Raw genomic sequence first — 21119 nt, forward strand, 5'->3', positions numbered from 1 at the left:
TAATTTAATGCTTAAAATGCCCTATTTATCTGTCGAATTTATTTTCTTAAGGTTCCTAAAAATACCTGTTTTAAGATTGGCGCACCGAATACATGTGAATCGGCAAAAAATGCTTCCGGATTGCTTAATAATTTATATTGTTTTTTTTCAGGCAAGGTGCTCATGAACAACCGATGCATTAGCATAAGCTGCTTATCCTGAATCATCTTGTTGGAAGATTTATTATGCGATTTAGCAGATGCAGCAGGCTTTTTTTGTCCTTCTACTGGTGGTTTTGTTATAGCCTGATGTTTGGCAACAGATTGAGTAATAGGTTTTGGAGGTGTTTTAGTCTCTTCAGTAATAGGCTGCGACGTCTCTAACATCATTCTTGAGCGCCAGCCCAGATAGCTTTTTTCTGAAAACTTGTATCTGGAATTCAGGCCAATATTATATGACCTGCCACGCCAGCAAATACGCTCTACAATAATTTTGTCATAGCCATGCGCTTTCCGGGATTCAAACTCACGAATGACATCCTCTGCGCTAAACCAGCTATATTTTTCAAAAATCAGCCAGTCAAGCATCTTCAGCACAGCATTCTCGTCAGGATGCCACCATGCCTGAAGATTAAGTACATCGATTAGCTCATCAGCTGAAGATATGGCTGTAGCCAATGTACCCCCTAAGCCATAATAAGCATTACCAAAATGGTAGACTGGCTTTTGATGCAATAAGGCTAATAAGCCTACCCCTGAGTTATAGGTAACAACCAGATCACAACAATCAATAATGGCATGCACATTATCGCCTGAGTGAGCCAGAATCACATTGGATGCTGCTTTTAACCACTCTGGATTTTCTTTGCTGAGTGGATGTTGCTTAATCACAAATAGGCAATCTGGTCTGGTTTCTACCAGTAATTTGATTTGCTGTTCATAACTTTCATAATTGATATAACCCTCAGTAAAGTAGTTGACCGCCATATCATCCCGAAGCTGTAGCGGAATAAAGACCTTATTTAGGGTACTTGTCCTAAACAGGGTATACTGAAATGACTGCCAGGTCTTAATATACTCATCGCTGGCTTCCAGACTGGCTTCACCAGCAATGATATAATCGCGGTATTTTCTGGCCAGCTCCAGATTCACTGGTTGCCGTTCCTGCAAAATTGCATTGGCTTCCCGATAATCAGAATCGCCATAGGCCACTTCATCAGCATAATAAATAGTATTGGGCAAGCCACCGCGCTCAATAATCGTTACTTTGGTTCCTGTGCGGCGTGCATATTCAATCAACCCTCTAAACCTTACATGACTTTTCATGTAGGGATTAAAGATAAAGATTTCATCAATCTGTGAATTTTCCAGTAAATGATAAGCATTTTTCAGGCTTTCATCATCACCATTGCTCAGGGTTTTAAGCTTAAAGCCCAGATTGCGTAATGGCAGAAAATAGCCCCAGTGCTTTTTATCACTAAAAATACATAATGCAGTTTTTTCACGCGGAAGATAATCAATCTCCAGTATGTTTTCCCGCTTATTCAGATATTGCTGAATAATTTGATTAAAACGATTTCTTTTCCAGTCATTCTCCGCAGTCCAGTATCCCTGTCCAGCAGGTTTTTCATGATACATATGAAATGCTTTTAATCCCATTGCCTCTGATGGCATGGTAAACACTTCAATAAAACGTCGAAAACCTAAATAATCATTGCCTGTCCAAAAAGAATCTTTAAGTGGGCCATAAAAATCCTTATCCATTGAATCACTTTCTGGAATAGTTGATGCAAACAGACCCAAGCGAATAAAAAATTCAAAATCTTCTGAGCCATGACCCCGAAACGCATCACAGTAACCACCGGCCAGATTAAATAAATCCTTGTGGATAAACATAGCATTACTATAAGGGGCAACAAACTCAAATTCCTGTCCAAACGCCGTACCTAAAGCTAGCCAGGACAGATCAGCAATAAAATGGTCTTTATCTTCGGCGGTATTTAATGCAAAAAACTGTGCTGTTGCTTCTTTGCCAACATGAAATATGGGCATGGTTAGCATTCGGCGTGGGTATCGTGCAATTTCCAGCCGGTTCGCCATATTGGCTAATTTCAAGAAAATATCCCGGTCATAGACATAGTCAATGTCTGATAACAGTACCAGATCGGTAGGTGCCAACTGAACCGAGATATTTCTGGCTTTTGCCAGCGCAAAAGTATTCTTATCGTCTACATAGTGGTAGTGTGCCCCTAAAGCCTGACACTTTTCACGAATAATGGTGGCATAAGGTTCTTCTGAACCAAAATCTACAATCTGGATATAAGGCTGGGGATTATAGTAGTTGAGTACAAATTCCAGTCGCTCTAGTACCCAAGGATTGATGGCACTGGCACGTATACAAATACAAAAAGCAATATCTGTGGGGCTGTACTTCTTTTTATCCAGTGAAGTAACAATTTCCAACCCAGAAAGACTAGGAGATTTATAGGTTAACGCTGCCAAATGTGTCATTAAAAACCACCAACTATTTAATTATTTATATAGAAAGTGTGCGTCGTTTTTATGACAAAACCATTACAAGAAAACAAAAAGAGGCCGTTATAGTCCATCTATTAACTTAATAGATACAGATGTCATTTAGATGAATCTATTATTTTTAATTAGGAATAATTTTATAAGCTAAAAATATCATTTTATGAAGTAGCAGGTTTGAGAGAATATAAAAAATTCATTATATCCCGAAACACCTGTTGATGATCAGCTTCCTGCATCAGCATGTGGCCAGAGTTAGGATAATTTTTGATTTCCTTGACTGTTGAACCAGCCTGATCATAAATAATTTTTGCACTTTCCTGATAACAAACATCATCAAGCTCACCTTGCAATACCTGCACAGGACATTCGATACTTGGCAAGTGCTGGCCTGTTATTTGCGTAAACTTACTCAATTCTTCTAACATCGAAAAATCCAGCTGGGCAAATTCCACCAACTCCTGCTCAATTTGAAAGGCCGATTTTTGCTCAAACTTTTTATACTCTTCAGCATAACTGATCAGGCGACGCCGTAAATCATCAACCGGACGTTTTTGAATCGGTGAGCATAAGGCTGTCACACTGGCTAATGCGTGCTGCTGAGCCAGTCGCAAGGCAAATACACCACCCATCGAATGACCTACAATACTGATTTTTCCATACTGATAACTTTGTAGAAACTCTAATGCATTGACAGCATCCTGCCACCACAAGTCAACACTGCTATGCACAATGGCTTCAGCACCTATACCATGTCCATGATAAATTGGTGCACAACAGGCAAAACCACAATTTTTTAGAAATGTGATGAGCTTTTTTAAATCCTGCGGTGTACCAGTGAAACCATGTAATAGCAAAATGGCATGCGAATCAGCCGGATGGCTGGTCGGATGAAAAATCGGCTTGGGGCGTGCAATTTTAAACATGCGAATATTGAAGTACTGGCAGAGTATCCAGTCTAGCAATACAAGCCTAAGATTCAGTAACTGTCTGGTTAATCAATGAGTTATTGATTGATAATCTGGTAAGGCATTGTCACATCAGCCGAAGGACAATCTGGCCATAATTCAGATAACGGTTTAACAGCATCAAACGGCAAAGGCAAGCGTGATGTTATAGGCTGAAGTAAGCTTAAGGTTTCCCCATAGGCCACAATATCCATATCCAGCGGAATATGATGTGATGGACGGGTTCGGCCAGCCTGTTTTTCCAGTTGCTTTAAAAATGCATCAAGCTGCTCAAAACTTAGATCTGTTTGCAGGAGTACAGCCAAATTATAGTAATCAGCACCTTTACCTTGCCTACACGGAATCTGGTAAGTTTTTGAGAACTGGCATTTGCCCAGAGTTTCGAGCTGCTGCACCGCATAGCGTGTCCAGTGCTCGCGATTCTGGTTGCTACTAATGGCGAGTGCGAAGACTGTCACGATTGCGCTCAATGCAAATGCCAACGGCTGTGGTATTGGTAATCGCAGTAGGCTTGCGTACTGTGACTTTAATATGCTGAACAGCAGAAAAATCAGCCAATATTTTATTGCAAATCAGGACAGCCAGCCGCTCAATCAGCTTTGCTTTAGTATCTATGATTAAAGCACTGACAAGATCACAGACGGCCTTATAGTTGACTGCATCCTCAATATTATCGGTTTGTGCAGCACGACAAATATCGCAACCTAGTTCCAGGTCAACAATAACGGGCTGAAGAATCTGGCGCTCCCAATCAAACACACCAATGACTGCATCAACCTGCAAGCCTTCAATAATGACTTTATCCACGTAATCCCATTTGGCCTGATTTTATAACCAGCAACTATTCTACTTTAGTTTTAATAAAAACAGGCAAAGTCATTGTTTAGGAAAACAACGAATTCGCCTGTAGTTTTTTCACCATAAGCTGCTAAATATTCAGCGACTAAGGTTATATGCCTTTTTGCCTACACATAATTAATGAATGAGTTTAGAGCCTGGCTCAGCTTCCTGTAAAAGCTGCAGGCGTGAATCACTAAACACGTCCATATAAGGGGTCAGAACACGCATAAAACGGTCAAAGTACAGCATTTGCTTCATCAGTAAGGCAAAATCGCGCGGGAAGTGAATACCGTGACGCTCACCCACGCCCACCATATCCAGCATGATGGCATTTAAATCGGCCACATCGCCTGACATCACTTTTTGCGGATCAGCCATCAAGACCCCGGAAAACAGTTTTTCCATATCCTGGGCCAAACGGTCAACATCAACTTTGGTATGGGTCATCCCCATATTCACCATATGCTTGGCCATTTCCTGATAATTGGTATGCTGCAAGGCATCCATAAAACCAATGGTTGCGCCCCATACTTCAGGCTTAAGCTGCCCCACGATACCAAAGTCAATAAAACCTATGCGGCCATCTTTTAACAGTAATAAATTGCCCGCATGCAAATCAGCATGGAAACTCTTACACATCATCAGGCTGGCAAACCAGGTATTCATGGCACTAATCAGTACCTGCGCCGGGTCTTTGGCATATTGCTTGACTACTTCCAGATCGGTAAGTGGCAGGCCGTATAAGCGTTGCATGGTGAGCACACGACGAGTAGAAGCCTGATGATAAACCTTTGGTGCAATGGCTTGCGTGTTCTGGGTAGCGTCCAGAAATTGCTGGAAATCTTCAATATTTTGCGCTTCAGCCACAAAATCGACTTCTTTCACCATACGACTACGGATTTCGTCAACAATTTCAGACAGTGAGGCAAACTTGAGCTTTGGCACCACTTTCTCAAACAGTTTGGTCACGCCATACACGACATTAAGATCAGTATGCAAAATGGTTTGCACACCCGGTTTTTGCACCTTAATGACTACATCTTCACCAGTAACTAAAGTAGCGGCATGTACCTGTGCAATCGATGCAGAAGCCAGTGGTGTCTGTTCAATATGCTGAAAAATGCTATTGAGGGGTGTATCGCCAAACTCTTCTTTTAAGGTTTGTTCAATATAGCTATAAGGCAAGGCTGGGGTTTGATCCAGACAGCGCTGGAATTCCTCAACATATTCACGTGGAAACAGTGAGGGCGAGCTGGCAATAAACTGCCCCAGCTTGATATAGGTTGCCCCAAGTTGCTCAAAGGTTTCACGCAGCAATTGTGGCGTTGGTGCGCCATCGGTTGCATGCCGGATACCTGCACGAAGCACCACACCAGCAGTTTCGCCAAGACGGGCAACTGAACGTAAGCTATTGAGTAGCTGCTTTTTAGCTGTGGGGTTTTTAATCATGGAAAGTCCTTCAATTTCAGGCAAAACGCTAATGATTTTTGCCATCATGAGAAATAATAATTTGAGTATAAATTATCGGTTGTTATCTTGCTGTAATTTATCTTACTCGCATTTGTGCTGCTTGATGTTGACCTAACCGCCTGAACTCTTACAAATTGGGCAATTGTCGTCTTTGTCAAATTTGAGTATTCGCTGCTGCATGGTGAGGCCATTCCAGAGCAACAAACGATTGGCCAGCGGAACCTGATTTAAACCCAGATATAGCAAGGCATGATGCGCTTGTAGGCTGGCAATTACAGCAGTGGTTGAAGCCAGCACACCCGATTCAGCACATTGACGAGTGTCGTCATTTAGACCATTGCCAAACAGGCAGCGATAGCAACCCTGCGCCGGCATAAAAAAAGCAATCTGCCCTTCCAGTCCAATCGCAGCAGCAGATAGCAATGGTACATTAGCCTCTACACAAGCCTGATTGATCAGGTCTCTTGTGGCAAAGTTGTCTGAACCATCCATAACCAGATCAATATCATTTAATAATTCAGGCAGATTAGTTAAATCAACTTTTAGGTTAATGGCTTCAAGTTGCGTCCACGGATTAATTTTTTGCAGTTCGCGTATTGCCACTTCAACTTTTGGCAGGCCAACATCACTGGACTGAAACAAGAATTGCCGTTGTAAGTTGCTTTCTTCAATGCTGTCAAAATCAACCAATCGCAAAAAGCCAAGACCAGCACGCACCAGAATTTGGGCAGCGGGATTACCCAAACCACCTGCCCCAATCATTAATACACGGGCATTAGCTAATTTAAGCTGCGCGTCCATGTCCCATTCGGGCAGCAGGATTTGGCGGCTATAGCGTAGGAGTTCAGAGTCAGAGAGTTGGGTTTTGATCATCAGAAAATATTTAATTAATGAATCAGACTTTCATAATGAAGCTTCAACCCATTATGCAATTTTTTGATCATATTTAAAATTATATTTCGCTTTCTATTTAAAAATTCCGATATCTTATCAACAATCCCTAGATAGGTTTTCACATCCTTTTACTGCAAATTAAACAGTTCCATCTAAAAAACAATCGCATCGACACGAGCACCAGACTCCTTAGGCCAAATAGTTTTAGCTACAATTGAATTCCAGCATTCTATTAATTTGCTTTAAAATATCGGCACGCGCACTTTTCTTTTTAAATATAGTTGGAACATGTAATAGAAAACTTGCCCATTTATAGCTTTCTGTATTTCTGTCATTTGACTCTATAAAATCTCTAAGGTCTATAAGAGACTCACGATTAAATGCCCAAAGAGACTTTCCTTTATAACTCAATGAATAGAACGCATCACTTGGCCAATTTAAAACATAGACTTTCCTCGTCTGACATATCTCGCAAGTAAATGCCCCATTATCAGTATTATTGCTTCTTATTAAATAATTGGAATGATCCCAATCTTCTGGTTTATAGCCATCAGGTAAGTTGGTTATAGTTGCGGTTGAACCACCATTCAAACTTGCATAATAAGTTGCACTATGCCATTTATGCCCACAGTAATCCTCGTGTGTTTGGTATTCAAAAAATTTGCTCGCTTTAAAATAAGGAATATCTTTCTTCAACTCAATTTTAACTACTTCGGCAAATTCAAAAACTGTGTGTTCACCACATAAAGGACAATTTATATCTACTTTATGCGGCATAGGATTCCAGGCATATTTGCCAGTCATTTTGGTCTCTCTAAACTATAATAGATTATCCTGTGAGACTTAACTCTATAATTGCCCCAATGTCACCCGATCATTACCACCATAATCTTTTACCGTCTTTACCTGATTAAAGCCAGCTTGACTAAACAATTGCTGCACGGCCTGCCCTTGATCATAGCCATGCTCTACCAGCAACCATCCAGCAGGTTTTAACCATTGTAGCGCCTGTCCAATAATCACTTCCAGATCAGCCAGTCCCTGATTTTTTGCGGTTAGCGCGGTTATAGGTTCATGCGTTAAATCTATTAAATGCTGGTCATGCTCATCAATATACGGTGGATTGGAAACAATGACATCAAATTGATGGCTGCTATTTAAAGCCTGATACCAGCTGCCCTGCAAAAACCGTATATTACTAATCTGGTTTAACGTTGCATTGTGCTGGGCAACCTGCAAAGCCGTACTGGAAAAATCAGTAGCGATGACATTTGATAGCGGACGTTCTTTGGCAATAGACAAGGCAATTGCCCCGCTACCCGTTCCTAAATCCAAAATTTGTAAATCCTGATTAGGCTGAATAAGCGCTAAGGCTTGCTCTACCAGAATTTCGGTATCTGGCCGGGGAATTAAGGTATCCGGCGTGACTTTTAAAGTTAAGCTCCAAAACGCTTGCTCTCCGATGACATACGCTAACGGTTCACCCTGTTTTAACCGCTCAATTCCCTGCAAAAATTGTTGATGCTGCTCAAAAGTTAATAATTGATCAGACTTATATTTTAAGGTGAGATGATTAATTTTCAGAATATGCTCAAGCAGCCAGGCATATTCACGGCGCTCAAAACTATCTAGCTCACCGTAATACTCCAGTGCCTGTGCAATGTTCATTTAATAAGGTGCCTCTACTATAGCCAGACGCTGAGATTTTCGAAAAAGTCACTTAATTTTCGAAATGGTCGCTGAGCTTGTAGTTCGACAAGCTCACTAACCCTCGAAGCTAGCCGCCATTCTGCTGGGCCAGCATTGCCAGCTGATCCGCCTGATATTCGCGGTGCAAATTATCCAGTAACTCATTTAAGTCACCCTCCATAACGGCATCCAGCTTATATAAAGTCAGGTTAATCCGGTGATCGGTAATACGGCCTTGCGAGTAGTTATAAGTGCGAATGCGCTCGGAACGGTCACCCGAGCCCACTAAATCACGCCGTGCTTCAGAAGTTGCCGTTTGCTGCGCAGAACGCTTGGCATCTTCAATACGCGACACCAGCAATGCCATTGCCTTGGCCTTGTTTTTATGCTGGCTGCGTTCATCCTGACAGGCCACCACAGTCCCGGTTGGAATATGGGTAATCCGAACTGCCGAATCGGTTTTATTAATGTGCTGCCCCCCCGCACCCGATGCACGGTAAGTATCAATGCGCAAGTCAGCCGGGTTAATTTCTACCGTATGATCGGTATCCACTTCTGGCAAAATGGCCACCGTACAGGCAGAAGTATGCACGCGTCCCTGTGATTCTGTAGCTGGCACGCGCTGTACCCGATGCGCACCACTTTCAAATTTCAGGCGGCCATATACGCCTTCACCTTCAACCCGGCAAATGATTTCCTTGTAACCGCCGTGCTCCCCTTCATTTTCAGACAGCACTTCTACCCGCCAGCCTACACTTTGTGCATAGCGCTCATACATGCGAAACAGGTCACCAGAAAAAATAGCAGCTTCGTCACCGCCTGTTCCTGCACGAATTTCTAGAAATGCCGAGTTGGCATCATTGGGGTCCTTGGGAATCATCAGGACGTTTAAATCACTTTCCAGTGCTTCAAGGCGGGCTTTGGCTTCCTGAATTTCTTCTTCTGCCATGTCACGAAATTCAGGGTCTGCACGCATCGCTTCAGCCGTTTCACGGTCTTTTTCTGCCTGACGATAAGCACCCCAGACCTGGGTAATTTCTTCCAGTTCACTGTGTTCGCGAGACAGCTTGCGAAACCGCTGGTTATCAGAAATCACTTCTGCATCAGACAGCAGGGCATTTAATTCTTCATACCGGTCAGACAGTTGATCCAGACGCAAACGGAGTGATGACTTCATAACCTTGAATAATCTCGCAAAACAGTACAAAAATAACTTAGGGACTGGCGCAGTGACAGCCCGATGCAAACTAATTTTTTAAGCGGCATAGTGTAAGTCATTCAATGCCTAAAATCCAAAAGACTGCAAAAATATTGCGTTTGCCCTATTCAATTGCCTTAAGCAAATGGAAAATTGCGAAACCAATGTGTGTTTTATCGGCAATTAATGGCCAAAATCCATGATTAGTTCTTTAAGTAAACGGGATTTTACGTGATGCACCCAAAGTTATTACTAAATATTACAGTGAAACATTTGAGAACAATTAACATTTATTTAATGAGCAGCTCAGTCGTAGCTGGGAGGAGGAGAAAAATTATGAAATTTACGTCCATTTTATTAGCCGGTGTGCTGTCAGCCACCAGTTTAATCGGAATGAATACGATTGCCTACGCTGACAATACAGGGCGGGTTGCAGCAGCAGGTGCTTTGGGTAGTGTGGTTGGGGCAACTGTTGGCCGTCAATTGGGTGGTGAATCAGGTGCCATGATCGGCGCAACCATTGGCGGTGCTGGTGGTTCAGCAGCAGCCAGTGATAAACGCAGCCGCACTGAAAGTGCAGTTGGCGGTGGCTTGGGTGCTGCGGGTGGCTACACCGTAGGACGTAATACCGGTGTCCGTAATGGCGACCTGATTGGAGCTGCTGTAGGCGCCGCTGGTGGTGCTGCGCTGGGCAACAAGATTGCTAAGGACAAAGCCGAAGAAAAAGCTGAAAAAGCACGTCGTGACCGGATTGCTGCGCGTAATGCCCGCTATAACAAGTGGAATGACCGCAACTGGCAACGTGTGAATTACAAGCCAAAACATCATCACAAACACTACTATCGTGACTAAGCTAGTTAATTAAGCTGTCTTAAGATACTGAGTAAACAAAAGGCCACCTCATTTAGGGTGGTCTTTTTCATGGCTGATATAAATGCTAGCGAATAATGAACTGCATAAACTGTTCACGTTCCTGCTTGCTGGCGTTTTGCCACAGTTGCTTAAGCTGTTCAAGGTTGCCAGTTGCCCCCGTTGCTAAACCAGTCGTTGTCGTTAAAGCCTTTGCACTGCTTGTAACGGCTTGATTGTTATTGCCAGTCTGGCTGGTGGTTAGGTCTTTTTGCATTCCCGGCTTGTTTCTAAAATCCATCACCCGGTTAAAAAAGCTGCTGCCGAGCATAGGCTTTGGTGCGTTATCCAGTCCCTGTTGCTGGGCAATAACCTTACCCTGCTCATCAAGCACGGCAATAATGGGCTGCTTGACATAGTCCTTTGCCACATCATAATTTTTGGGAGGATTAACAAGGCTTAAACGGTATGTCTTGTTGTCTTCCAAATTGGCCCGTACGCTCACCACTGCCGACTTTAAAATATCATGCTCGCCATTGGTTAAATTAAACAGTTGCTCATAGCGAACTGCTATGTCATGCATGCCGGGATCAAGCTTATAGGTTGTTTTGCTGGAGCGAAAAAAACTACCGCTTACTTCCTGCTGGTCCAGCGCCAGTACTGGAATTTCTTCAGGTGTCACTAGCGTTACAGCAGCCTGTGCAGAAGTAGCCATAGCCACAACCATGAGTGATAAAACAACCTTGGATAAGGTAACCACATGCTGACCTTTTGATTTTGATTTCAAATTACAAACTTCCATTCATAAAAAAAGTGCTACAAATATTGATGCTCACCCATAGGTATGACTGATGCCAAGCATAATAAGCATCACAAATGCTAGGAATAATGGGCGCTAGTCTTTCAAACATAACATAATTATTTCAGTAAAGCCCAAACTGGTACATTCAATTTTGTGATATCAGTATCATATTTTATGACATCACACTGCATCAATATTAGTGGTTTAAGATGACAATGTAATGACAATTAACCAGTAAACTGTATTATCTTAAATCACTTATTTTAAACAAAATAACCTTGTCAGCCTGAGATATAATGCCTTTGAGGCAATAACCGTGAGATGACGTGTGCAAAAGCTGGCAGCAAAAATTATCAGGGTTAGTTATAACTCTGCCTATATGTATGCCTTGCGCATGATGATTGCTTTTGCAGGTACGGCTTTTTTCCCTTATTTGATTGATCGGCAGATTTTAACCATTCCTTTAACATTGGGGGTGGTTGCTGCGGGGATCAGCAATATTGATGACCGTTTTTCGGTGCATTTGCGCAATCTGTCTTATACCTATATTGGCTTTTTCGTGGCAGCCAGTTCGGTACAGCTGTTATTTCCCTATCCGGTGCTGTTTGCCCTTGGCCTGATTGCCTCCTGTATTGTATTTATTTTGCTGGGCTCACTTGGCCCGCGCTATGCCACGATTTCCTATGGTTCACTGGTAGTAGCGGTATATGCCATGCTGGGTGTTCACCTGTTTGACACCTGGTATGAGCAACCCCTGTATCTGGTCGCAGGCGCAATATGGTATGGCGTATTAACCTCAATTAGCTATCTGGTGTTTCCGGTACGCAATCTGGATGACAATTTAAGTGCCTGCTATAACAAGCTGGGTGCTTTTTTATATGCAAAATCCAATTTGTTTGATGCTGATCTGGATGCGCAGGAATTTGATCAGGCGCTGATTGATTTATCCCTGTGTAATAGCAAGCTGGTTACCACGCTCAATGCAACCCGGATTTCCCTGCTCACCCGGCTTAAGGGAGACCGGGGCCAGAAAGATACCCGGCGCAACCTGCACTATTATTTTGTGGCGCAGGATATTCACGAACGCGGTGATTCCGCGCATATTGACTACCAGACACTGGCGCGTGAATTTCGTTATAGCGATATTTTGTTCCGTTTTCAGCGTCTGATTAGCACACAATCCAGAGCATGTATGGAACTGGCAAAATGCATTCGCTTGCATCGCCCGTATAAACATAATCCACGCTTTGCCCGTGCTTTTGAGCGTTTAAAGCTATCGATTCATTCACAATATGATCAGGGTCGTAACTTAATTCACTTAAATGCTTTAACGCTAATTCTAAGCAACTTAAAAGAAATAGACGCCCAGCTTGCCAATATGGAAACCGAGCGTTCGTTCCTACAGAAAAATTTTGACCGTAATGATATTAACCAGCAGTTACGCGATGACAGCCTGCAAGGCTTTGCTGATATCTGGCAACGCATTCGGCAAAACCTGAGTCCTGAATCTGTATTGTTCCGCCATGCAGTACGCCTGTCACTAGTATTGCTGCTGGCTTATATTTTTATTCAGGTAACTCGGCTTGAATATGGTTACTGGATTTTGCTCACGGCGCTGTTTGTCAGCCAGCCCAACTTTAATGCGACCCAGCGACGCCTAAAATTGCGGATTACCGGTACATTGGCTGGTGTGCTGATTGGCCTGCCGATTTTATATTTTGTGCCCAGTGTGGAAGGCCAGCTGGTGGTACTGATCATTGCTGGCGTGCTGTTTTTTGAACTGCGTAGCCGCCAATATGCACAGGCTACGGCATTTATTACCCTGCTGGCGCTAATTAATTTTAATCTGGATGGTTCGGGTTTTGATGCTGCCCTACCGCGCATTACTGATACGATTCTAGGCTGTTTTTTTGCATGGCTTGGCGTGAGCTTTATCTGGCCGGACTGGAAGTTTCGCCGCCTGCCGCGACTGGTAAACCGGGCCTTAACCGCACAATGTAACTATCTAGCGGCTGTGGTTCGGCAATATCATGCAGGCAAAAGCAATGACATGGATTACCGGATCAAACGACGGGCGGCTCATAATACCGATGCAGAACTGGCCTCTTTTATTTCAACACTGGCCACTGAACCGGATCAGGATGCCATTCAGGTTAGCCAGTGCTTCCGGTTTTTATGCTTAAACCATACTTTTTTAAGCTATATTTCTGCGCTGGGTGCCCATCGGGAAGAACTTGAGGATAAAGAAGTGCTGTCGCTACTGGATCAAGTGCTGGTGAATATTCAGGGCGCATTATTATATGCGCAAACACCCAAGCCGGCACTCCAGCACACCACTGAACTACTCACCCTGCGCCTGCAAAACATGAGTGCCCAAGCGGGTAGCCGCGAGCAACTAGTTTTGCAGCAAATTCGCTTGCTGATGAGTGTCTTGCCAGAATTTGCTACTTTAAATCAAAGCCTGAGTTATGACGATCATTCCGATGCCAGTGCGCTTGCACCATTGTAATACCGCTGAGTTGGTTAGAACACCACCTTGACATGGTGGGGGTCGCTGGTTCGCGGAAAGTGATGCGGAATATGAGATATATCATACAGAGCCGAAAGTATTTTTCCAATAATAAAGCACGCAAAAACCAAGCAAGAAAACAACAGTGTAATTGCAAGCCAGCATGCCTAAATAGACATTCATTTCTATCCGGTAGCGAGGTTGATTGCACATGACTTCTTGGCTTAAAGATGCATTTTTTCAGGTGGCCACTCATCCCAAGCAAATCAGTACAGGCCCAATGCATGTACCTGTACGTTATTTTGATGCATCCAGCCTGATTGCCTTTTTTATGGTGGACTATGCCAAGGCCAGTGCGCTGGTTGATGTAACAGGCATTGAAGTGGTTCCTGTTACTGAAAACAAGGCGTTGTTTGCGCTGGCTTTCTATGAATATCGCAGCTTGACGGATGGTGCGCCCTATAATGAGGTGGGCGCCTGCGTGGTGGTGCAACCCAAAGGCATGAAACCTGCCAAGCATCCCCTGATGGAATTATCACTACCGCCAGATCGCCGCCAGACTGGAATGCATATCCTGCATTTACCAGTGACAACAGAAGAAGCCTGCGCAGGCGGCAAGGAAATCTGGGGCTATCCCAAGTTTGTTACGCCCATTAATTTTAGTTTAAGTGACAAGGAATTTAGCGGTCAGGTAATGCATCCGGATCATCCCCAATCACCTTTGCTTAACTTAACCGGAAAACTGGGTATGGGCTTGCCTGCACCGTGGGCTGACTTGGTACTTTATTCCAGTTTGAATGACCAGTTGATCCGTGCGACTGCCAATACACGTACGCTGGATGGTGCCACCTTTGCCACAGCAGGTAGCCTGAAGTTATCGCTTGATCTGGTGAGTGGACATCCGATGGCAGAAGCATTAAATCAGTTAGACCTTGATGGCGCCTCGCCGATTTCAGCCACTTATACGCAAAGCCTGCAATTGCGTTTAAATGAAGGTGTGGTGGTGGAAACTGAAGAAGCTCCCACTAACATTGCTGTTTAATCAAATAATCTTAATTCATTTAATGGTAAAAAAGGACAGTTCTAATAATCAGAAACTGTCCTTTTTTTATTGTTAATTGCAGCAGTGAGCTACTCATTAACGCTCATCGGTCTGGAATAACGCCGCCACAAAGGACTTGGCAGAAAACGGACGCAGGTCGTCAATTTTCTCACCCACACCAATAAAGCGAATAGGTACATTGGTGCGGCTGGCAATATTAAACAGCACCCCGCCCTTGGCCGTACCATCCAGCTTGGTAATGGTTAAGCCCGTCAGGCCAACGGCACTGTCAAATTCCTGCACCTGATTAATGGCATTCTGGCCAGTACCGGCGTCCACCACCAGCATGATTTCATGCGGCGCAGTCGCATCAATTTTCTGCATCACGCGCTTAACTTTTTTTAGCTCTTCCATCAGGTTGCTTTTGGTATGCAGACGGCCAGCAGTATCGGCAATTAATACATCAATGCCACGTGCACGCGCACTTTCAAATGCATCAAAAATCACTGAGGCACTATCGGCGCCATGACCCTGTGCCACTACCGGAATATTGTTGCGCTCGCCCCAGATCTGCAATTGCTCGGTGGCCGCCGCACGGAAGGTATCACCCGCAGCCAGCATGACTTTTTTGCCTTCGCCCTGCAAACGCTTGGCCAGCTTGCCAATGGTGGTGGTTTTGCCAACCCCATTTACGCCAACCATTAAAATCACAAACGGTCTTTTGTTGCTATCAATATGCAATGGCTTAACCCGTGGGGCCAGCAAGGTCACCAGTTCTTCCTGCAATGCCTTATACAGTGCATTGGAATAAATCAGCTCTTTACGTTCGGTGCGTTCGGTCAGGTTTTGAATAATAGTGCGGGTTGCATCAACACCAATATCAGCCACCAGTAACTGGGTTTCGACTTCTTCCAAAAGCTCGTCATCAATTTCCTTGCCACCAATAAGAATATTGACCATGCCTTCGGTAAAGTTTTTGCGTGATTTGCTTAAGCCTGCTTTCATGCGGCCAAAAAAACCACCGCTTTCTGCATTGTTATCAGTGTCAGACGGTGGCGCTGTTACTGGTGATGCTGCAGGCACTGATGACGATGCTACTGACTGTGATGTTACGGCTGCACGCTCTGCAATACGCGGTGTTTCAATCACAGGAATATCGACTGTGGGCAGGCTGGGCAAGGTAACGTCATCATCACCAATGTCGGCATCAATAACGAAAGTTTTCTGATCGGGTTGCTGAGGTTGCATACTTGCTCCGGCGCCTTTATTCACAACTTTTAAATGCGGTGTATCCTAGCATATCGTATGGATTTTTATGGAAGCATTGTGAATTTTCTTCACGTTAAATAACAAACAAATTGTACTTTTTGCTACAAAAAAGCTGGCAAGTTTGGTGGGCAAGAGTATGCTTGATTTCTGCTGTCAGCACGCTGGTTTACTACTGTAAGACAAGCACCAAATTTGGGAACAGTAGGTTGATTTCAACAAGAATTTTTTAAGAAATTTAAAAAAAGCATGGCGATTTCAACCCAAAATTTTGACTTTTTAGCACATACTGGACGGATACAGGTTTAGCAAAATATATGATTACGCGCATGCAACAGGCCGCCTTACCTTCTTCCTTTTATTTAAAACACATTGAGCAGTTATTCACTCTCAAGAAATTGTCCAGGTTAAGCCAGTGTAGCTTGATTGGATTAAGCGTTGGATTGTCAATGCCTGTACTGGCCAAATCAAAACCAGCAAGTACAGGCATTACCCCAGCGCCAATTCAGGTGAAAGCCAAAACCTATGAAGAAACCTTACCAAATGGCCTCAAAGTCATTATCCGTGAAGATCACCGCGCGCCAGTTGCCATGACCCAGATCTGGTACAAGGTGGGTTCTACCGATGAAACAGGTGATGAGCTTGGCCTGTCACATGCACTGGAACACATGATGTTCAAAGGCACCAGCAAGGTTCCGGGTGAGGAACTGTCGCGCATTAGCGGTAAGTTTGGCGGCTCAACCAATGCGTTTACCTCCAACAATTACACGGGTTATTACCAGCTTTATCCCGCGCAATATGTACCGCTAGCGCTGGAACTCGAAGCCGACCGCATGCAAAACCTACAGTTGCGCCAACAGGATTTTGAACCGGAAATGCGGGTGATTATGGAAGAGCGCCGCCAGCGTACCGATGACAATCCAAAGGCACTGGCCTATGAAAAATTCCGCTGGATGGCCTATCCCACCAGTCCGCTACGCCAACCAACGATCGGCCATATGAAAAACCTGGAAGGCCTGAAACTGGATTCACTGAAACGCTGGTATCAAAAATGGTACACGCCCAATAATGCAACCCTGATTATTGTGGGTGACGTTGATCCGCAAAAAACCATGTATGACGTGCGCCGCTACTTTGGCGATATGCCGCGTCGTGCGACGCCGATTCGTCCTGATGTGAGCGAGTTCCAGCATATTGGCGAGCGGCAAATGGATGTAAGTGTGCCTGTACAAATTCCGGCGCTTTATCTGGCATGGAATGTCGATTCGCTACAAAGTGCAGACAACCCGGATAAAGCCTATGCACTAGCATTGTTGCAATCCGTTCTGGATGGTGGCCTGTCTGCCCGCTTTGAAACCCGCCTGATTCGCGAACAACGTATACTTGCCTCGGTTAGTTGCAACTATGATCTGTTTAACCGGGGCAGCAGCCTGTTTACTATTACTGCCATTCCAGAACAGGGTGTAACCCTCGAACAAGCCCGCGCTGCAATTCTGGCTGAAGTGGAAAAACTTAAAACCGATCCAATAACCCCTACTGAACTCGAACGGGTGAAAACCAGTTATCTGGCAGAACTGGTATATAGTCAGGACAGTATTGAAGGTCAGGCACAACTAATTGGCATGCTGGAAAGTGCTAATTTGAGCTACAAGATTATTGATGCGCTGCCACAAAAACTAAACCAGCTCTCAGTACCTTATATGCAGCAAATTGCCCAGCAATATCTAGTACCCGATAACCTCAGTACCATGTATTTGCGGGTTGCGGATAACAAAACACAGGCCAAGTCAGATCCTAATACACAAAATCCGGTGCAAGCGGTTCCGCAGCCCAGCACACAGTCCACGATAAAGCCAGTATCAAGCGATACAGCCACCTCTGCAACCACAAATCCTGTTAGCAGCACTAATACAGGAAGCAATCCCTAATGAATCAACTTATAAATAACACCATGTTCTGTTCCCGTACCTTGATAGCGCGTTTTAGCGCCAGCTTTTTAAGCGTTGCCATGGCTGCTACCACAATTTCTCCTTTGGCTATTTCCAATGTCTGGGCCGAGGAATCCCATCAGGCCGAACCCAGCGATGCACCGATTACTTCACTGGCAACCTTAAGCAGCTTGCGCAATATTGCAGCGTCAGGGGCTGTGGCAATCAAGACCCCAGCAATTGAGAGCCTGAGCACTAAAACCGGCACGCCCACCCTGTTTGTGGCAGCGCCCGAATTGCCGATTGTTGATATTCGCCTTACCTTTGATGCCGGCTCTGCACGTGATAGCGAATTTCGCGATGGCTTGTATGGCTTGGCATCCTTAACCTCGCAACTTTTGGATGAAGGCACTTCTACCCAGAGCACAGATGATATTGCTGCCAACTTTGAACGCCTTGGCGCCGAATTTAGTGCAACGTCTTACCGTGACATGTTTACGGTGAGCCTGCGTACCCTGTCTGACCCGGCTTATTTTAACCCTGCGGTAGACCAGTTACTGGCCATTCTAAAGGATGCGCAATTTCCGCAAGCCAGTATTGACCGGGTGCTTAACAATGCCGCTATCGGCCAGCAACAGCGCAAGGAATCACCGGGCGCTGTCGTGGGCATTCGATTTTACCGGGAATTATACGGTAAGCATCCATATGCAGAACCGACCACAGGGACTGAAGCCAGCCTGAAAAAAATTACCCCGCAGGACATCCGTAACTTTAAGGATACCTATCTGGTTGCAAAAAACCTGAATATTGCCATTACCGGGCAACTCAGCCGTGATCAGGCGCAGCAACTGGCTAACCGCATTAGCCAGAGCCTGCCCGCTGGTCAAAAAGCGCAGCCCTTGCCTGCACCACAACCCCTGACTACTGCCAAAACAGTGGCTGTTCCGTTTAATTCCAGCCAGTCGCATGTGATGATTGGTCAGTTGGGCATTACCCGTGACAATCCCGACATTTATGCACTGACCGTTGGTAATGAAATGCTGGGCGGTGACGGTTTTAATGCATTGTTAATGAAAGAATTGCGTGAAAAACGTGGCCTGACCTATGGTGCTTACAGTGGTTTTACCTCCATGCGCACCACTGGGCCGTTTATCATGAGCTATTCCACACGTGGTGATCAGGCCGTTGAAAGTATTAGGGTCGCCAAGCAAACCCTGCAAAATTTTTTAAGCCAGCCTTTGGATCAGCAACTGCTCAGTGAAACCCGCGAAGGATTGCTGAAAAGCTATCCACTATCACTGTCCAGCAATGAAAGCATTCTGGGTTATCTGGGTATGATTGGCTTTTACGGTTTACCAACCAGCTATCTGGCCGATTATCCCAAAAAGATTGAAGCAGTTACCCCGCAAGAAATTCAGGCTGCCTTACGCAAATATATTCAGCCATCCAGCATGCTCACAGTCGTTGTGGGTCAACCTTTTGACAGCAATGCCTTAAACACCCCGATTGCGCCTGCTACAGCAGCCAGTCAACCCGGTGAAGTACCAGTAGTGCCAACAGAAGCTATATCAAAGGATATAGACAGCAAGGAAAGCATTAGCACGGCGCCAGCACAGCAGCCCTCTCTAAAAGACCCGCAACCTGTGTCACCAGCGGATGCTACGCAACCTACAGATACAGCATCACCATCCATTAGCCAGACAGGGCAACCTTAATCATGGCAAATTTTGATGGTTTTGATGGACTGGGTTTTGGTACAGACATCCGGGGAAATTCCAGCTTTGGTACTGTTCGCCTCAGTGAATACCTGAATGCCATTCAGACCGTAATCAAGTTAAGCTTTGATGAAGGTACGTGGGTTAAGGCAGAAATTACCGGCATGAGCAGCAAAACCGGTCATTATTATTTTGAACTGGCTGAAAAAGACCAGTTTACCGATAAAACCGTTGCCACCTGCCGGGCAACCTTATGGCGCGGCCAGGCCCAGCGACTGATTAGCCAGTTTAAGGCTGAAAGCGGGATTGATCTGGCCAAAAACCTGAGCGTACTGGTCAAGGTACGGCCTAATTTTAACCCGCAATATGGCTTTTCCTTAAATATTGAGGATATTGACTCCAGCTATACCTTGGGTGATCTGGCGCAAAAATATCAGGATATTGTACGGCGGCTGGTGGATGAAGAACTCATTGATCTTAACCGCAGTTTACCAAATCCCTTTGATATCCGTCAGGTGTTGGTCATTGCACCGGAAAAAGCAGCTGGACTGGGGGATTTCCAAAAGGATGCCGACCTGCTGGCGCAACATGGCGTCTGTGAATTTATTTACGCGCATGCGACATTTCAGGGGGTTGATGCCCCAAAAACCATTCAAACCGCCCTGTTCGATACGTTGCAGCAATGGCAAGATACAAAGCAAAGCCTGCCTGATCTGGTTGTCATCATTCGGGGTGGTGGCGCGGTAAATGATCTGGCTTACCTGAATGACTACACCCTTGCTGCCATGCTGGCGCAGAGTCCGGTTCCAGTTTGGGTGGGCATTGGCCATGAACGAGACCGCACCATTCTGGATGAAATTGCCCATCGCTCCTTTGACACGCCCAGCAAGGTGATTGCCGGAATTAGAAACCACATTGCCAATGTGACCGAACAGGCCGAAAGCTATTTCGACACTATACAATCTATAGCGCATTATGCGTTTAATGCAGGCTTGGCAGAACTTGAAACCCTGATGACCCTAACCCAGCGCAGCAGCAAATACAAGCTACTCCAGCTTAGCCAGGAAACCGATCAGCTGATTGAAACCCAGCACTATCTGGCTCAGCAACACATCAGGCAAGCACAGCAACAGACCGAACAACTGATGCGCGAAATTCTGCTACAAAGTCCCAAGCAAACCCTTGAGCGTGGTTATGCCATTGTGCGCTTAAATGGCAAGCCGATTAGTTCTGTCAAAGAGCTGCAAAATGCTTCTGCGCAACCTACAGACACACCACCTTTAGCAAACCAGGCTTTAAATAGCCGGGCTTCAAATAGTCAAGCTTCCAGCCAGACAGTTATTCAGATTGACATGCAGGATGGCCAAGCCACTGCCCAGCTTAGTACCATCAATTTTTTTGAGTGAACTTATTATGCCCAAATCAGAAATCAACCAACC

The 21119-nt window shown here is 44.9% G+C and carries 17 protein-coding genes; 6 read left to right on the forward strand and 11 right to left on the reverse strand.

The window, feature by feature from the left end; genetic code table 11:
• Positions 1-38: 38 nt before the first annotated feature.
• From Q337_RS0104855 to prfA, 9 genes are all read right to left on the reverse strand, one after another.
• Complete coding sequence (locus Q337_RS0104855) at positions 39-2489, reverse strand: capsular polysaccharide export protein, LipB/KpsS family (protein WP_084494712.1); 2451 nt, start codon at positions 2487-2489, stop codon at positions 39-41.
• A gap of 182 nt (positions 2490-2671) precedes the next feature.
• Positions 2672-3436, reverse strand: a complete 765-nt coding sequence (locus tag Q337_RS16800) for an alpha/beta hydrolase (RefSeq protein ID WP_051526568.1) — start codon at positions 3434-3436, stop codon at positions 2672-2674.
• Positions 3437-3516: 80 nt separating this feature from the next.
• The gene (locus Q337_RS0104865; RefSeq protein WP_407636746.1) at positions 3517-3936 is read right to left on the reverse strand and encodes a 2-amino-4-hydroxy-6-hydroxymethyldihydropteridine diphosphokinase; all 420 of its coding nucleotides are present in this window, start codon (positions 3934-3936) and stop codon (positions 3517-3519) included.
• The gene (gene folB, locus Q337_RS0104870; protein ID WP_026470642.1) at positions 3911-4285 is read right to left on the reverse strand and encodes a dihydroneopterin aldolase; all 375 of its coding nucleotides are present in this window, start codon (positions 4283-4285) and stop codon (positions 3911-3913) included. Before folB ends, Q337_RS0104865 begins: the two co-directional genes overlap by 26 nt.
• Positions 4286-4453: 168 nt before the next feature.
• On the reverse strand, positions 4454-5767 hold the full coding sequence (locus tag Q337_RS0104875) for an ABC1 kinase family protein (RefSeq protein ID WP_026470643.1): 1314 nt from the start codon (positions 5765-5767) through the stop codon (positions 4454-4456).
• 132 nt (positions 5768-5899) lie between these two features.
• Positions 5900-6661, reverse strand: a complete 762-nt coding sequence (locus Q337_RS0104880) for a HesA/MoeB/ThiF family protein (protein ID WP_026470644.1) — start codon at positions 6659-6661, stop codon at positions 5900-5902.
• A gap of 225 nt (positions 6662-6886) precedes the next feature.
• Entirely contained in the window at positions 6887-7486 is a 600-nt protein-coding gene (locus tag Q337_RS0104885; protein ID WP_026470645.1) for a hypothetical protein, read from the reverse strand.
• Between the two features lie 45 nt (positions 7487-7531).
• A complete protein-coding gene (gene prmC / locus Q337_RS0104890) occupies positions 7532-8350 on the reverse strand; it encodes a peptide chain release factor N(5)-glutamine methyltransferase (protein ID WP_026470646.1) in 819 nt (272 codons plus the stop codon).
• Positions 8351-8459: 109 nt separating this feature from the next.
• On the reverse strand, positions 8460-9548 hold the full coding sequence (gene prfA, locus Q337_RS0104895) for a peptide chain release factor 1 (protein ID WP_026470647.1): 1089 nt from the start codon (positions 9546-9548) through the stop codon (positions 8460-8462).
• A 357-nt stretch (positions 9549-9905) separates the two neighbouring features.
• On the opposite strand from prfA, the gene Q337_RS0104900 reads away from it, so the two are divergent.
• The gene (locus Q337_RS0104900) at positions 9906-10421 is read left to right on the forward strand and encodes a glycine zipper domain-containing protein (RefSeq protein WP_026470648.1); all 516 of its coding nucleotides are present in this window, start codon (positions 9906-9908) and stop codon (positions 10419-10421) included.
• A gap of 85 nt (positions 10422-10506) precedes the next feature.
• Here the strand turns inward: Q337_RS0104900 and Q337_RS0104905 are convergent, their stop codons facing one another.
• The gene (locus Q337_RS0104905) at positions 10507-11205 is read right to left on the reverse strand and encodes a DUF2057 domain-containing protein (RefSeq protein WP_169733738.1); all 699 of its coding nucleotides are present in this window, start codon (positions 11203-11205) and stop codon (positions 10507-10509) included.
• A gap of 394 nt (positions 11206-11599) precedes the next feature.
• Here Q337_RS0104905 and yccS point away from each other — a divergent pair, with 394 nt between their 5' ends.
• A complete protein-coding gene (gene yccS, locus Q337_RS0104910; RefSeq protein ID WP_051526720.1) occupies positions 11600-13729 on the forward strand; it encodes a YccS family putative transporter in 2130 nt (709 codons plus the stop codon).
• A gap of 211 nt (positions 13730-13940) precedes the next feature.
• On the forward strand, positions 13941-14771 hold the full coding sequence (locus Q337_RS16805; protein WP_034279212.1) for an acetoacetate decarboxylase family protein: 831 nt from the start codon (positions 13941-13943) through the stop codon (positions 14769-14771).
• A 96-nt stretch (positions 14772-14867) separates the two neighbouring features.
• Here the strand turns inward: Q337_RS16805 and ftsY are convergent, their stop codons facing one another.
• Complete coding sequence (gene ftsY, locus Q337_RS0104920) at positions 14868-16019, reverse strand: signal recognition particle-docking protein FtsY (RefSeq protein ID WP_026470651.1); 1152 nt, start codon at positions 16017-16019, stop codon at positions 14868-14870.
• A 467-nt stretch (positions 16020-16486) separates the two neighbouring features.
• Between ftsY and Q337_RS16810 the strand changes: the two genes are divergently transcribed.
• From Q337_RS16810 to xseA, 3 genes are read left to right on the forward strand one after another with little or no spacing between them, the layout of a single operon-like run.
• Positions 16487-17965, forward strand: a complete 1479-nt coding sequence (locus tag Q337_RS16810) for a M16 family metallopeptidase (protein WP_407636763.1) — start codon at positions 16487-16489, stop codon at positions 17963-17965.
• Entirely contained in the window at positions 17965-19680 is a 1716-nt protein-coding gene (locus tag Q337_RS16815; protein WP_051526570.1) for a M16 family metallopeptidase, read from the forward strand. The genes Q337_RS16810 and Q337_RS16815 overlap by 1 nt, the downstream gene beginning before the upstream one ends.
• A gap of 2 nt (positions 19681-19682) precedes the next feature.
• Complete coding sequence (gene xseA, locus Q337_RS16820) at positions 19683-21086, forward strand: exodeoxyribonuclease VII large subunit (RefSeq protein WP_051526571.1); 1404 nt, start codon at positions 19683-19685, stop codon at positions 21084-21086.
• Positions 21087-21119 lie beyond the last annotated feature (33 nt).

The sequence above is a fragment of the Alkanindiges illinoisensis DSM 15370 genome (assembly GCF_000619845.1).
Taxonomy (GTDB): Bacteria; Pseudomonadota; Gammaproteobacteria; order Pseudomonadales; family Moraxellaceae; genus Alkanindiges; species Alkanindiges illinoisensis.